This window comes from Polaromonas sp. JS666 (assembly GCF_900103405.1).
Lineage (GTDB): Bacteria > Pseudomonadota > Gammaproteobacteria > Burkholderiales > Burkholderiaceae_C > Polaromonas.
In genome coordinates this window covers 112247-126298 of record NZ_FNHX01000003.1, presented here as the reverse complement: position 1 = coordinate 126298, position 14052 = coordinate 112247, and the positions used below count along the sequence as shown (strand labels likewise).

Below are 14052 nucleotides of genomic sequence, written 5' to 3'. Positions count from 1 at the left end.
AGCGCTAGACGCCCGGCCGGGATGCCGCCGGCAAGCGCAGTCGCGACAGCAGCAGGCCCCAGAGGAAAAAGGCGAATATGCCCGAATAGGGCTGCCGCAGCGTCACCTTGAAGCTGCTGTCGACCAGCACCAGGAAAGCCACGATGCCGGCACACCAGAGCACCTCTTCGGGCAGGGATGCGCGCCAGCGCCAAACCAGGCGGGCCGTGTAGGCGATCAGGGCCAGGAAGGGCAGCAGGGAGATCAGCCCGAAGTTGTAGGTGAAATCCAGGTACCAGTTGTGGGCGCTGGTCCGGACCTCGCGCGCCGGAGGCGACACATGGCCAAACAGCAGCGTGCGCGGGCTTTCCGTGATCCAGGACCCGTACATCTTCCAGTCGCCCAGGCGCTCCCGGATATTGACCGGCATCTTGCCCTCGGCCAGGGTCTGGAATTTGCCCAGGTACTGGCCGTGGTCGCCGATCAGGTTGTTGTTGTGTTTCGCGATGCTGTAGTACAGCGTCGCGCCGCCCACCGCGGCCACGACGCCGGCGCCAAGCAGCGCCACAACCGCCCAGCGCTGCAATTTCAGCCGCGACATCCTGCGCAGGAAAAACAGGGGCACAAACATGATGTAAAGGCCTATGGCCAGAAAGGCGGCGCTGGCCATCACATAGATGCCCATCACGACCGTCAAAATCCGCAGCAGGGGCTTGTACCGGTCCCACAAATAGGCCAGGGCCAGGCAAAAGGCCGCGACAAAAATGACCGGCACAAACTGGAAATGCTGGTAAATGCTGAAGACGTACAGGTAGTGCGTCAGCGTCAAGGTGCCTTGCCACCAGCCCGCGAGCAACTGGACGGGCACCATCACCGCCAGCAGCCACATAAAGGCCCGGGGAATCACGTCCGTTTCGTCGCGCACCAGCTGGCCCAGCAGCAGTCCCATGGTGGGCAGCAGGAACTGCGCGGCCAGCAGCAATTTGCGCGACTCGACGTCCAGGGTTTCGCTGGCAAACAGGATGGACAGCAGCATGGCGGCCACCAGCGCCGCGACGAAGCTGATCGCGGGCGCGGCCTGGCGGTAGTTTTTCAGGAAGAACAGCACGCCGAAAGCCGCCGCCAAGATGGAAATCGGCAGCGGCAGCTTGCTGAGCACGCCGCTGGAGTCGGTCACCAGCGCGGTATTGACGTAAACGCCGCCTGAGAGCTGGATGAAAAGTGGAAACAGCAGCCCGATGGCGACGAGCCAAAGGAGTGCCTGATTGGTTCTGGATTGCATGGTTGTCTTCATGTCTGCAGCCCGGCGAGCCGGTTTCGCCGCGTCGCGGCGCGCTCCGGCAAGCCCGGGGTATGCGTCCTTATGTGCGCGAAACGATCCCGCTTACGGGGTGGCGGATGCCGCCGGTGCAAGCGGCCCCGCCGCCTCCTGAAATACTGGTCGCCACATTCTTCATCATGCCTTCATGCCGGCGCGGCGCGCCTGCAGGATCTCCACAAGCCGCGCCGCCTGGCGGTTCATATCAAAATGCTCACTGAAATAACGTTGCCCGTTGTGGCCCATTGCCGCTCTTTCCGTTGCCGCCAAGGCCGTAAGGCCGCGGATACAGGCCGCCAGCGCCTGGGCATTTTCGGGCTCGCACACCATGCCGGCGCCGGACTCGCCCACGACCTTCGCGCCTTCGCCATGCAGCGCCGCGATGATGGGCCGGCCGGCCGCCAGATAGGCCTGCACCTTGCTGGGCACAGTGTAAGCGAGCGCTCCCCCGCTTTTCAGGGATACCAGCAAGGCCGAAGCCCTGTCGAACAGCCGCGGCATCAGGGCCGCCGGGAAACGGCCCGGCAACATGAGATTGTCCAGCTTCCTCTGCGCTTTTTGCTCGCGCGCCCAGTCCAGCATGCTGCCGCTTCCGACCAGCACCAGGCGTATGCCGGTTTCGCCCCGCAGCAGGGCGGCCGCCTCGACCAGCGTCTCGATCGCCTGGGCCTTGCCGATATTGCCGGCAAAAACAATGCTGAAGCCCTGCCCCAGCGCGTCCAGCAACTCAGGCGCCAGCCCCTGCGCGGAGACGGAGACCGCCGTCGAATCCGGGTCAAGGGCATTGGGGAAATAGACCAGCTTGCCGCGGCCGGCGTACTGGGCGATCGGCTCGTCGAAAGCCCTTGACTGCAGCAACAAGGTATCGCTCATGGCGTAGATCCAGCGAACCAGAACGCCCACCCCGTTCAGCACGGCGCGGTTGCGGACAAAACCGGTGGCTTCCAGGCTTTCAGGCCACATGTCCTGCACCCACACGGCCAGGTGCGCCCGCTTCAGCCATTTGAGCAGGATGGCGGGGATGGCCTGGATGATGGGCGAGGGAGCGAATACCACGATGGCGTCGAAGGAGCGCGAACGCAGCAGCCAGGGAAAGCATAAGAGGCCGAAGACCACGAAGGACAGGTAATTCATCGCCAGGTTGAACCCGCCGCCTTTGCCCCTGGGCCAGATCGGCACACGGACCACATCGACCTGGTCGAGGTAGCGTTCACGCTGCACGCCCCCGGCGCGGTAACCCGCGAATACCTTGCCGTCAGGGTAATTGGGCTTGCCGGTGGCCACCACCACCTCATGCCCCTGCGCCACGAGTTTGCGCACCAGGTCGTTGACGATGAAATCCTCGGGCCAGAAATACTGCGAGACGACCAGCAGCTTCATGCGCTCGGCCCGCCGCCGAGAATCCGGCGGTACAGGTCCAGGTAACGGTTGACGATGATGGGCCAGGCATAGCGGGCCTGCACAAAGGCCTGGATGCGCTGCCCCGTTTCCCGGAGCGCGGCGGCATCTTCCAGCAGCGCGAGCAGTCCCGCGGCGAGGCCTTCGCTGCTGGCCGTAACGATCAGCCGGCGGTCTATCCCAGCGATTTCATCGAAGCCGCATTGGTCCGTCAGCAACACCGGCGTGCCGCAGATACCCGCCTCCAGCGCCACAATGGACATGGCCTCCTGGCGCGAAGGCACGACCAGCAATTGCGCGAAGCGGTAGGCGCCGGCCTTGGCCGCGCCGTCCACGTGGCCCAGGAAATGCACGCGGCCCGCAAGCCCGGGCTGCCCGGCCCTGGCGCCCAGGGCCTGCAGCATCCCGCCGTCGGGCCCGGCAAACACCAGCTGGTGCACCGGCAGCTTGTCGCAAACCCGCGCAAAGGCTTCGAGCAAAAGGTCGGGGCCCTTGATCGGGTTCAGGCGCCCCATGAACAGGATGAAAGGCGCGTCCGCCAGGCCCTGGGACCGCAGGAAGGCCGCCCGATCGCCCGGCGGGAAGTCTTCTTGCGACACCCCGTTCGGTATCACCATCACGCGGGAAGCCGGCACGCCGTAACTTTCGAAATGCGCGAATTCGCCCGGCGTAACGGCGATCCAGCCGGCGGCGTTGCGGATCATGGCCTTTCCGGCCAGCAGGTTGTAGAGCCGCTTGAGCCAGGCGGAGCGGCCGAACAAAGGCAAGGCCCCGGCAGGACACACGACATAAGGCTTGCCCGCGGCGCGCGCCGCAAAGTACACCATGGCGTTGAGCACTCCCCAGTGGCCGATCAGGTGAATCATGTCGGCCTCATCCACGAGTTTGCGCAGGGTGCGCCAGCCCACGCGGGGCACGAAAAATCGATCCCACCACGAGTCCAGCGCCACCACGGCCGCCGGTGCCAGCGCGGCGATACGTGCCGCGTCCAGCCCGGCACCGAGCGTGAGCACCGTGCAGGCCACCTCGCGCCGCGCCAGGAAGCGGCTCATCTGAAAAGTTCTTTCGGCCGTTCCCCCGCCGTTGAGCAGGCCCAGGGAAGAACTCACATTGAGTACGCGCACTAAAGGCCGGCCTTTCCCGGCTCGCCCCGGCACTCGGAGCGGTACCAGGCCGCGTAGCGGGCCAGGCCGTCCTCGAATGGCACAGGCGGCTCAAAGCCCCATGAGCGCAGTTTGCCGGACTCGTAGGTGCGCAGGGGGTCGACGTTGTCTTTCCCCAGGATGCGAAGCATCAGCGACAGCGCCCAAGGCGGCAGGAAAATCCGCGGCCGCGGCGAAGCCTGGATTCCCAAACCCCGCATCATGGCGAATTCGACGCTGGAGAATTCATTGGAGGGGACGTCGTCATCAGAAACAATAAAAATTTCCTTGCCCAACGCACGGTCGGGATCGGCCAGAAAAACAATCGCCGCGACGACATTATCGATGTACACCAGGTTCATGCGCCTGCGCCCAAAAACGCAGGCCCTGGCGGCATTTCGCCAGCGGCTGCCGCCAAGGGTATCCTGCGCCAGTTTCTTCAGGTTCTGCCCGCCGGAACCAAACACCGCCGTGGGCCGCAGGACGGCCACGTCGCAGCCCTCCTGGCCATACGCCAGGACGGCGTCCTCCATCTTCAGCTTGGCCGCCGCATAGGGTGTCCTGGGATAGCAGGGGCTGGACTCGGTGACGCGCCGATGCGGCGTGCGCCCCGCGACATCGGCGGTGCTGCAATGGATGATCCGTGAGACCCCGGCCGCCCGGCAGGCCGCCAGCAAGTGGCCCATGATGGCCAGGTTTTCAGCTTCGCCCGCATCCCGCAGGTACACCAGGTTGATGACCGTGCAACCGGGCTCGAAAACCCCCTGGAGCGAGGAAGGGTCGCGAAGGTCGCCCCGCACGATATCCACGCCGGCCGGCCACGGGGCCCGCGTGGCCTTGGTACTCAGGGAGCGGGAAAGCACCTTGACCCGGTACCCGCCCGCGCGCAGCAAGGCGTCCACCAGGTGAGCCCCGACGAAACCCGAAGCTCCGGCAATAACAATGGTCTTCAAAGCCATGGCAGCTTGCACAGCCTCCGTAACGATAACGGCCGCGGCGGCACGGGCATTCCATCCCTGGGGGACGGGGGCACAAGGCCCTGGCGGCCTGCCCGTGCGTTCGGGCCGCAAAGCCTTGGCGCGTCAGGCCGGCAGCATAGAATCAGGCCTGACGCAATCCTGCTTTGTCCGCCGATGACGCGTTATTCTATGCAACCGGGCGCGAAACCTTGTGAAAACAACATCAACCAGCCATAGGCCCGCCCGGGAAACACCACACCATCATTTCCTGGCCCCCCGCCGGCAAGGCGGGCCGGCCCGCGCGGAGCATCGAGAAAAGAGGATCGCCCATGGGCGCAACATTAGGGTACGGGGGGCCTTTGAAGCGGGCATTTGATCTGGTGCTGGCCGTGCTTCTGGCCGGCGTGCTGGCACTTCCCATCCTGGTCGTGGCCGCGCTGGTCCGCCTGACCTCGCCCGGACCCGCCCTGTACTGGTCGGACCGCGTGGGCCGCCGCAACCAGATTTTCAGGATGCCCAAGTTCCGCAGCATGCGCGTGGGCACGCCGGCCGTCGCGACGCATTTACTGAGCAACCCCCAGGCGCACCTGACGCCCATCGGCGCCTTCCTGCGCAAAAGCAGCCTGGACGAACTGCCGCAGCTGTGGAGCATCCTCACCGGCGACATGAGTTTTGTCGGCCCGAGGCCGGCCCTGTTCAACCAGGCCGACCTGATCGCCCTGCGCACGGCGCACGGCGTGGACGCATTGGTTCCGGGGCTTACCGGCTGGGCGCAGGTCAACGGCCGCGACGAACTGCCGATACCGGACAAAGTGGCGCTGGACGCGGAGTACCTGCGCCGCCGCTCGCTGGGATTCGACCTGCACATCCTGTGGCTGACCGCCATCAAGGTATTGCGCCGTGACGGCGTGTCCCACTGAGGCGCGCCGCCAACCGACTTTCTGTATACAGGCCATGATCAAAAACAAACTGCTGAGCCAGCCACGCGCCGTCAAGCAAGTGGTGGCGCTGCTTGCCGACGCCGTGATGGGCGTCGCCGCCGTGTGGGCCGCCTATTCGCTGCGGCTCGATACCCTTCACTGGCCCTACAGCCTGCACCAGTGGTGGCCCTACCTGCTGGCGCCGGTGCTGGCCGCGCCCATCTTCTGGCGCAACGGGCTTTACCACGCCGTGTTCCGGCACAGCGGCATGGCGGCCATGCGGGCGCTGGCCGTGGCTGTGTCGCTGTACTGCGTGCTGTTCTTCGGCGTCCTGATGCTGGCGGCCTGGCCCGACGTGCCCCGCTCCATCGGATTGCTGCAGCCGCTGATACTGATGCTGCTGATTGGCGCAAGCCGTGCCGTCGCGCGCCAGTGGCTGAGCGGCCTTTCAGCCGTCCAGCGCCACAGCCTGCCGGTCAGCCACCTGCTGATTTACGGCGCGGGCTCCGCAGGCGTGCAGATCGCCAATGCGATCGCCACCTCGCACGAGTTCAAGCTGTTCGGCTTCGTCGACGACAGCCCGACACTGCAGGGCCTGACCATCAACCGCGTACCGGTCTACGCGCCGGCCGAGCTTCCCGCCCTGGTCGGGAAATACGGCATCACCGACCTGTTGCTGGCATTGCCGTCGGTCAGCAGGTCCCGCCGCAATGAAATCATCAACGGGCTGCAGCCCCTGCCGGTCCATGTGCGCTCCCTGCCCGGCCTTACCGACCTGGCCCATGGCCGCGTGGCCCTGGCCGACATCAAGGACCTCGAGGTGGAAGACCTGCTCGGCCGCGATGCGGTTCCGCCCGACCGCGCATTGCTGGCCCGCAGCCTGAGCGGCAAGGTGGTGCTGGTCACCGGCGCCGCCGGCAGCATAGGCAGCGAGCTCTGCCGCCAGATATTGCAGGAGCACCCGGCGCGCCTGGTCCTCATCGAGCACAGCGAATTCGGCCTCTACACCCTGCAGCAGGAACTGCAGCAGCAGTGCCTGCGCCTGGCCGAGCGTTCCGGCGTCCATGTGGAACTGGTTCCCCTGCTGGCCAATGTGCGGGACTACACGCGCATGCTCGAGATTTTTCGCGCCTACCGGCCCCATTCGGTGTTCCACGCCGCGGCCTACAAGCACGTGCCCCTGGTGGAACACAACCCGGCCGAAGGCATCGCGAACAACGTGCTCGGCACGCTCAGCACGGCGCGCTCGGCCGTCGAAACCGGCGTCAGCCAGTTCGTGCTGGTATCCACCGACAAGGCCGTGCGCCCCACCAACGTCATGGGTGCCAGCAAGCGCCTGGCCGAAATGGTGCTGCAGGCCCTCTCGGCCATGCCAGCCGTCGCCTTCGAGGAGGGCCGCCCGGCCGGCAACCGCACCTGTTTTTCCATGGTGCGTTTCGGCAACGTGCTGGGCAGCAGCGGCAGCGTCGTGCCCCTGTTCCGGCGCCAAATCGAAAGCGGCGGCCCCATCACGCTGACGCATGCCGATGTCACGCGCTACTTCATGACCATTCCCGAAGCCGCCCAGCTGGTGCTGCAGGCCGGCGCCATGGCCGAAGGCGGGGAGGTGTTTGTGCTGGACATGGGCGAGCCCATCAAAATCATCGACTTGGCCCGCCGCATGGTCAAACTCTCCGGCTTCACCGTGCGGGACGACAGCCGCCCGGACGGCGACATCGCCATCGAGGTCACGGGCCTGCGCCCCGGGGAAAAGCTGTATGAGGAATTGCTGATCGGCGACAACCCGGCGCCGACCGTCCATCCGCGCATCCTGAAGGCACACGAAGACTTCGCGCCCTGGGCGGAGTTCCGGGCCGACCTGGAACAACTCGAGCGGGCCGTCGCCGTGAACGACACGGCGGCCTTGCGGGCCATTTTGCTCAAGCGCGTGAGCGGCTTCACGCCGGACGAGCAGGACAGCGACCTTGTCAGCCTGGCGGGCGCCTAGGGCAGGCGCCTACAAGTCGGCGGCCTTGAAAGCCTGGCCGGCGCCGTCCTTGGCCGACAGCGTGGGCGCTCCGTCCAGCGGCCAGCGGATGGCCAGCGTCGGGTCGTTCCAGGCAATGCAGCGCTCCTGTTTGGGCGCGTAGTAGTCCGTGGTCTTGTAGAGAAAATCGGCGCTGTCGCTGAGCACCAGAAAGCCGTGCGCCAGGCCGGGCGGTATCCAGAGCTGCAGGTTGTTGGATTCGCTCAGTTCCAGGCCTGCCCATTGCCCGAAGGTCGGTGAACCGGGGCGGATGTCCACGGCCACGTCAAACACCGCGCCCCGCGCGACACGGACAAGCTTGCCTTGCGGCTGGCCCAGCTGGTAATGCAGCCCGCGCAGCACGCCCTTGGCCGATCGGCTGTGGTTGTCCTGCACGAAGCTGTGCGCCGTGCCGGTCGCGGCATCGAAGGCGCGCTGGTTGAAACTTTCAAAGAAGAAGCCGCGTGAATCTCCGAAAACCTGGGGCTCGATGACCAGGACATCGGGGATGGCCGTGGGGGTGACTTTCATCGCCGCCCTCCTTCCTTGAGCAGGCGCGTCAAATACTGGCCGTAACCATTCTTGGAAAGCGGCGCCGCCAGCCTCGCCAACTGAACATCATCGATGAAGCCGTTGCGCCAGGCAATTTCTTCCGGGCAGGCGATTTTCAGGCCCTGCCGGTGCTCCAGCGTCGCGATGAACTGGCCGGCGTCCAGCAGGCTGTCGTGCGTGCCGGTGTCCAGCCAGGCGTAGCCGCGCTGAAGGATTTGCACCTTCAGCTGGGCGCGCTCCAGGTACACCTGGTTGACCGCCGTGATTTCCAGTTCGCCGCGCGCGCTCGGCTTGATGGACTTGGCGATCTCCACGACCTGGTGGTCGTAGAAATAAAGCCCCGTCACGGCGTAATTGCTTTGGGGCGCTGCGGGTTTTTCCTCGATGCTGCTGGCCTTGCCGACCGTATCGAAAGCCACGACGCCGTAGCGCTCGGGATCTTGCACATGGTAGGCAAAGACCGTGGCACCTTCCTGCTGCGCGTCGGCGTCCATCAACAGGGTATGCAGGTCGTGGCCGTAGAAAATGTTGTCGCCCAGCACCAGCGCGGAAGGCGCGCCGGCCAGGAACTTCTCGCCGATGATGAAGGCCTGCGCCAGCCCGTCGGGGCTCGGCTGGACCGCGTATTGCAGCTTCATGCCCCACTGCGAGCCGTCACCCAGGAGCTGCTCAAAACGTGGTGTGTCCTGCGGCGTGCTGATGATGAGCACCTCACGGATCCCCGCCAGCATCAAGGTGCTCAGCGGGTAGTACACCATGGGCTTGTCGTAGACCGGCAGCAGCTGTTTGCTGATGGCCAGCGTGGCAGGGTGCAAGCGGGTGCCCGAACCACCGGCAAGAATAATGCCTTTGCGTTGAGTCATGGGTATGGGTCCGGATGGTTCAGTCGGCATTGGATAACACCTGCGGCCATGCAGGGGCTCCGGGTTAAAGCGATACCGCAGTTTAGCGAGGTTCGAGGGGCCTTGAACCGCCCCTCCCCGCGCTAGGCCTGCGCCAGTTCGATGTCCTCAAGTTTCCAGAGACCCAGGCACTTGTCCGTGAACATGTTGTTGCCCTCGGTGCAGCCTTCGTTGATCAGCAGCTGGGGCGGCGGAAAGTTGAAGGGCGGCAACTGCTTGTTCAGGGGCCGCCAGAAGCCGGTTCCAAGGTCTTCATTCACCTTGCGCTCGGTGAACGTGGTGGTGAGCAGGTATTTGGCGCCCGAACGCTTGAAGTTCGCGATGATTTTCTGCGCGTCGGCGAATGACAGGTGAACCAGGCAATCCCTGGAAAAAATCAGGTCGGCGGCCGGCAGCTCGCTGCTGGCCAGGTTCAGGCACTGGAAGCTGACTTTCTCGTTGCCGAATTCGCTCTGATTTTTGGCGATCAGGCCTTCGACGATATCGACGCCGACATAACGCTCGACAGGCAGGTCGACATGGCGCATCCAGTACCAGTCCCCGCAGGGCGCATCCAGAAAAGTCTTGATGTCCAGGCTCTTGAGCAGGCGCGGTATCTCGCGCCGTATGACGGCCGTCTGCACCATGTCCGAGCCCTCGCCGGAGCGCGACTTGCCGCCGCCGAAGATGTTCTTGGCGTAGACCTCGGAAAATTTTTCCTTGAGCGCAAGGCCCTGTACCGTCTCCGCGGGTGGGGGCCGCACCCTGGCAGCGCCGCTGAACACGCGCCGGATGATGCCGCGCGCGCGCGCCGGCAGCAAGCGCCGCAGGGGATGGAGCACGCAGTAGGTGAGCGGGCCCAGCGCCAGCCTGGCCAGCACCCGGGCCTTGACGCGCAAGGGCAGGCCCGCAAGCGCTCCCAGGCCGAGCCGGGAAGCCACCATCGCGGCCTGAAAGAAACCGCGCTGCCACATGCTCGAGGCAATCCTGGCATAGGCCAGCGGGACCGGCTCGCCCGAAGCGTCCCTCAATTCCGCCTCGCCCAGCTTCACGGTGAACCCCGACAAAAGGGCGTTGCACTCCTGGAGCACGATGGCGCCCATCTTGAGGCTGTCCTGCTGCGCATGGCTCCTGGCCTTGACCAGGGTGTCGGGAATATGCACAAAGGAAAACGATGCGGCCATGCGAAACCACAGGTCGTAATCCTGGGTGGTGCGCAGCGTGAGGTCAAAGGTTCCGCATTCCGCAAAAGCCGCCTTGGGAATCAGCAGCGCGCAGCCGTGCAGCGCATTTTCCACGGTCAGCCAATAGCGGAACGCTTGCGGAGGAACGCCTTTCAAGGCCACCGACACCGCGCTGCCCGGGTCGTCGCTGAAGACCGCGTAATTGCTGTAGATGATGGTGCGCGGGCTGGCGGCGCCGGCCAGCGCCTGCATCTGCCGGGCGACCTTGTCGGCCATATAGAGGTCGTCGTGGCTCAGCCACGAGAAATAGTCCCCGGCCATCTTCTCGATGCCGTAATTCAGCGCCGAGGCGACTCCGCCGTTTTCCTTCTTGTAATAGCGGATGCGGTCGCCGTACGACAAGGCCACCTGCTCGGTCCGCCCGTCGTCGCTGGAGCCGTCGTTGACGACCACCACTTCGACATGGGGATAGGTCTGGGCCAGGGCGCTATCGATGGCCTCGGCAAGGTAGTTGCTACCGTTATAGACGGGAATGACTATGGAGACTAAGGCGGAGCTTGGCAGGTTCATTCGGGGGGTCGATCATCGTTCTTTTTCCGGGATTCCAGGGCGGCCGCCCTGGACCGCCGGAGCCAGGACACATTATCCGGTGAAACCCAGTGGTAGGCCGTGACCGCCAGTTGCCTGAACCAGAGAAAGAACCAGTAGCGGTAGGCGGTGCGCAGCAGCTGCCGGCCGGCCGCCTTCCAGGCCGGCACGGTCAGGAAGGCGCGGCCGTAGTAGTAATAGAGGGAGCCGATACCCCGCTTTTTGACCAGTGTGCCCACCGCGGTGTCCTCCGCCAGGATCTTGCGGACGTAGTAGTCCAGCGCCCCCACGATTTGCGCCGGATCCTGCGCGGCCAGGCTGTTTTCCGTATGCGTCCTGAGCCGGCAGGTGAAGGCCGGCATGGCATCTATGCGCGCCAGCTTGGAGATGCGCCGCCACATGTCGGTGTCTTCGAAGCGGTGCATGTTCTCGTCAAAGCCCCCGGCTTTTTCGAACAGTTCGCGCCTGGCCATCACGGTGGGCAGGGTGATCGTCACGGGCCGGAAAAAGGCGATGGACGTGTAGATCCAGCCCGATACCGAGGCCCGGTAGTTTTCAGGGAGCGGGTTGCCGGAATAGTCGATGCAATGGGCCGAGGTATAGACCATGCCTGTTGCGGGATGGGCGTCGAGGTACTCGACCTGCATGGCCAGCTTGCCGGGCATGTAGAGGTCGTCCGAATCGAGAAAGGCGATGTAGCGGCCGCGCGCGCGCGACAGCGCATGGTTCCTGGCATTGGAGCGGCCTTTGTTGGCCTGCCGCAGGTAAATGACGCGGGGATCGGCCAGGCCCTGCATCACCTCGGCGGTGTTGTCGCTCGACCCGTCATCGACCACGATGAGCTCGAAGCTGGTGAAGCCTTGCGACAGCACGGACTCGACCGCTTCACCAATGAAGTTCCCACGGTTGTACGTGGGCAGGATCACGCTGACAACAGGACCGACGGCGGCTGCCGCACCGGCCTGCGTGTCAGTCATGGTTTGGACCACACGACGCGGTTGATGTAGTCCACATAGCTGAAGACAATCCGCAAAACCTGTTTGGAGACGTGCGGATTCTCGTAGTCGGCCACCGGCAGCACCGCGCGCCCGCCCGCCACGGCCTGGCTGGCCACGACCTTGACGGCGTCCAGCACCCGCTCCCGCTTGAGGCCGCTCATGATCAGCGTGCCCACGTCCATGCCTTCGGGGCGCTCGTGCGCATTGCGGATCGTGATGGCGGGAAAGTTCAGCAGCGAGGATTCTTCGGTGATGGTGCCGCTGTCGGACAGCACACAAAAGGCCTTGGTCTGCAGGTGCACATAGTCCAGGAAACCGAAGGGCTTGCTGAAGACAATCTTGTCGCTCAGCACGGACCGGTCCATCTCCTCCAGGCGCTTGCGCGTGCGCGGATGGGTGGACACGATGACGGGAAAGCCGTAGGCCTCCACCAGCGCGCCCAGCGTGTCGAGCAGGTCCGCCAGGGCGGCCGGCGAATCGACGTTTTCTTCGCGGTGCGCGCTGACCAGGAAGTACTGCTGCGCGTTCAGGGACAGCCGGCTCAGGATGTCGGATTTTTCGATGCCGGGCTGGTAATAGTCGAGCACTTCGCGCATGTGCGAGCCGGTCTTGAAAATCGTTTCCGGCCGGATGCCTTCGTCCAGCAAATAGCGCCGCGCATGCTCGGTCAACACCATGTTGATGTCGGAGAGATGGTCCAGTACCTTTCGATTGAGTTCCTCCGGAACCCGCTGGTCAAAGCAGCGGTTGCCGGCCTCCATGTGGAACACCGGTATCTTGCGGCGCTTGGCCGACAGCACCGCGAGGCAAGAGTTGGTGTCGCCGTACAGCATCACCGCATCAGGGGCCTCTTTTTCCATCACTTCGTCGGACTTCGCGATGACCTGGGCGATCGTCTGCGCCGCGTTGCCGCCGGCGGCCTCCAGGAAATAGTCCGGTTTGCGTATCTTCAGGTCGTCGAAAAAAACCTGGTTCAGCTCATAGTCGTAGTTCTGCCCCGTATGGACCAGCACGTGCCGGGTATGGGCATCCAGCTCGGCAATGACGCGGCTCATCTTGATGAGCTCGGGGCGCGTGCCCACAATAGTCATCACCTTAAGCATTGAGCTGCTCCTGAATGAAATCGAGCTTGAGCAGCAGCTTCTTGACGCCCTCGACTTCAAGGCGCTCGGTGTTGTGCGAGGTGTAGTCGTCAAAGGCGGCCATACCGGTTTCACCTTCGATGAAAAACTTGTTGTAGTTCAGGTCGCGGTTATCCGCGGGAATGCGGTAATACTGGCCCATGTCTTCGGCCTTGGCCATCTCCTCGCGCGAGACCAGGGATTCGTACAGCTTTTCGCCGTGGCGGGTGCCTATCACCCGGACCGGGGTCTCGGCGCTGTAGATTTCCTTGAGCGCCTGGGCCAGCACCTCCACCGTGGAGGCCGGCGCCTTTTGCACGAAGATGTCGCCTTGCCGCGCGTGCTCGAAGGCATGGAGCACCAGGTCCACCGAGTCTTCCAGCGACATCAGGAAACGGGTCATGGAGGGGTCCGTCAGGGTCAGCGGCTTGCCCGCCTTGATCTGTCCTACAAACAGGGGAATGACCGAGCCGCGGGACGCCATCACGTTGCCGTAGCGGGTGGCGCACAGCACCGTTTCGTTTTCCGTGCGGCTGCGCGCCTTGGCCACCATCAGCTTTTCCATCATGGCCTTGGACAGCCCCATGGCGTTGATGGGGTACACCGCCTTGTCGGTGCTGAGCACGACCACCCGCTCCACGCCCGCGGCGATGGCGGAGTTCATGACGTTTTCCGCGCCCAGGACATTGGTCCTGACGGCTTCCATCGGATAAAACTCGCACGAAGGGACCTGCTTGAGGGCCGCCGCGTGAAACACGTAGTTGACGCCCTTCATGGCGTCGTGAAGGCTGTCGGAATTGCGCACATCGCCGATGTAGAACTTCAGCTTGGCATTGTTGAAATCAATGCGCATGTCTTCCTGCTTTTTTTCATCCCGGCTGAAGATGCGGATCTCCCGCACGTCGGTCTCCAGGAAACGGCGCAGCACCGCGTTGCCGAACGAGCCCGTGCCGCCCGTGATCATCAATACTTTGTCTTTGAACATGTGTCGCCCCGCCAACCGATAG

Annotated in this window: 12 protein-coding genes; 2 read left to right on the top strand and 10 right to left on the bottom strand. The window is 64.3% G+C overall.

The window, feature by feature from the left end; all coding sequences use genetic code 11:
• Positions 1–4 precede the first annotated feature (4 nt).
• The 4 genes from BLQ85_RS08825 to BLQ85_RS08810 all read right to left on the bottom strand — a co-directional run bounded on the left by BLQ85_RS08825 (position 5) and on the right by BLQ85_RS08810 (position 4796).
• A complete protein-coding gene (locus BLQ85_RS08825; protein ID WP_074576758.1) occupies positions 5–1261 on the bottom strand; it encodes a hypothetical protein in 1257 nt (418 codons plus the stop codon).
• 174 nt (positions 1262–1435) lie between these two features.
• Positions 1436–2677, bottom strand: coding sequence for a glycosyltransferase family 4 protein (locus BLQ85_RS08820; RefSeq protein WP_074575988.1), 1242 nt, complete (start codon positions 2675–2677; stop codon positions 1436–1438).
• Complete coding sequence (locus BLQ85_RS08815; protein WP_256375436.1) at positions 2674–3804, bottom strand: glycosyltransferase; 1131 nt, start codon at positions 3802–3804, stop codon at positions 2674–2676. Before BLQ85_RS08815 ends, BLQ85_RS08820 begins: the two co-directional genes overlap by 4 nt.
• A 14-nt stretch (positions 3805–3818) precedes the next feature.
• Positions 3819–4796 carry an NAD-dependent epimerase/dehydratase family protein gene (locus BLQ85_RS08810; protein ID WP_083336798.1) on the bottom strand — a complete coding sequence of 326 codons (978 nt, stop codon included), beginning with the start codon at positions 4794–4796 and terminating at the stop codon, positions 3819–3821.
• A gap of 359 nt (positions 4797–5155) precedes the next feature.
• Between BLQ85_RS08810 and BLQ85_RS08805 the strand changes: the two genes are divergently transcribed.
• Both BLQ85_RS08805 and BLQ85_RS08800 read left to right on the top strand, forming a co-directional pair.
• Positions 5156–5716 carry a sugar transferase gene (locus tag BLQ85_RS08805; protein ID WP_074575984.1) on the top strand — a complete coding sequence of 187 codons (561 nt, stop codon included), beginning with the start codon at positions 5156–5158 and terminating at the stop codon, positions 5714–5716.
• A gap of 34 nt (positions 5717–5750) precedes the next feature.
• Positions 5751–7703 (top strand): polysaccharide biosynthesis protein, encoded by a 1953-nt coding sequence (locus BLQ85_RS08800; RefSeq protein WP_074575982.1) that lies wholly within the window; start codon positions 5751–5753, stop codon positions 7701–7703.
• 9 nt (positions 7704–7712) lie between these two features.
• Here the strand turns inward: BLQ85_RS08800 and rfbC are convergent, their stop codons facing one another.
• From rfbC to BLQ85_RS08770, 6 genes are all read right to left on the bottom strand, one after another.
• The gene (rfbC, locus tag BLQ85_RS08795) at positions 7713–8252 is read right to left on the bottom strand and encodes a dTDP-4-dehydrorhamnose 3,5-epimerase (protein WP_074575980.1); all 540 of its coding nucleotides are present in this window, start codon (positions 8250–8252) and stop codon (positions 7713–7715) included.
• Complete coding sequence (rfbA, locus tag BLQ85_RS08790; protein ID WP_074575978.1) at positions 8249–9136, bottom strand: glucose-1-phosphate thymidylyltransferase RfbA; 888 nt, start codon at positions 9134–9136, stop codon at positions 8249–8251. The genes rfbC and rfbA overlap by 4 nt, the downstream gene beginning before the upstream one ends.
• 122 nt (positions 9137–9258) lie before the next feature.
• The gene (locus tag BLQ85_RS08785) at positions 9259–10908 is read right to left on the bottom strand and encodes a glycosyltransferase (protein WP_074575976.1); all 1650 of its coding nucleotides are present in this window, start codon (positions 10906–10908) and stop codon (positions 9259–9261) included.
• On the bottom strand, positions 10905–11903 hold the full coding sequence (locus BLQ85_RS08780; RefSeq protein WP_074575974.1) for a glycosyltransferase family 2 protein: 999 nt from the start codon (positions 11901–11903) through the stop codon (positions 10905–10907). Before BLQ85_RS08780 ends, BLQ85_RS08785 begins: the two co-directional genes overlap by 4 nt.
• Entirely contained in the window at positions 11900–13027 is a 1128-nt protein-coding gene (wecB, locus tag BLQ85_RS08775; protein WP_074575972.1) for a non-hydrolyzing UDP-N-acetylglucosamine 2-epimerase, read from the bottom strand. Before wecB ends, BLQ85_RS08780 begins: the two co-directional genes overlap by 4 nt.
• A complete protein-coding gene (locus tag BLQ85_RS08770) occupies positions 13020–14030 on the bottom strand; it encodes a polysaccharide biosynthesis protein (protein WP_074575969.1) in 1011 nt (336 codons plus the stop codon). Before BLQ85_RS08770 ends, wecB begins: the two co-directional genes overlap by 8 nt.
• Between the last annotated feature and the right edge of the window lie 22 nt (positions 14031–14052).

Coding starts and splice junctions, on each gene's coding strand:
- BLQ85_RS08825 (WP_074576758.1), bottom strand. CDS start 1,261: ATGCAATCCAGAACCAATCAGGCACTCCTTTGGCTCGTCGCCATCGGG.
- BLQ85_RS08820 (WP_074575988.1), bottom strand. CDS start 2,677: ATGAAGCTGCTGGTCGTCTCGCAGTATTTCTGGCCCGAGGATTTCATC.
- BLQ85_RS08810 (WP_083336798.1), bottom strand. CDS start 4,796: ATGGCTTTGAAGACCATTGTTATTGCCGGAGCTTCGGGTTTCGTCGGG.
- BLQ85_RS08800 (WP_074575982.1), top strand. CDS start 5,751: ATGATCAAAAACAAACTGCTGAGCCAGCCACGCGCCGTCAAGCAAGTG.
- rfbC (WP_074575980.1), bottom strand. CDS start 8,252: ATGAAAGTCACCCCCACGGCCATCCCCGATGTCCTGGTCATCGAGCCC.
- rfbA (WP_074575978.1), bottom strand. CDS start 9,136: ATGACTCAACGCAAAGGCATTATTCTTGCCGGTGGTTCGGGCACCCGC.
- BLQ85_RS08785 (WP_074575976.1), bottom strand. CDS start 10,908: ATGAACCTGCCAAGCTCCGCCTTAGTCTCCATAGTCATTCCCGTCTAT.
- BLQ85_RS08780 (WP_074575974.1), bottom strand. CDS start 11,903: ATGACTGACACGCAGGCCGGTGCGGCAGCCGCCGTCGGTCCTGTTGTC.
- wecB (WP_074575972.1), bottom strand. CDS start 13,027: ATGCTTAAGGTGATGACTATTGTGGGCACGCGCCCCGAGCTCATCAAG.
- BLQ85_RS08770 (WP_074575969.1), bottom strand. CDS start 14,030: ATGTTCAAAGACAAAGTATTGATGATCACGGGCGGCACGGGCTCGTTC.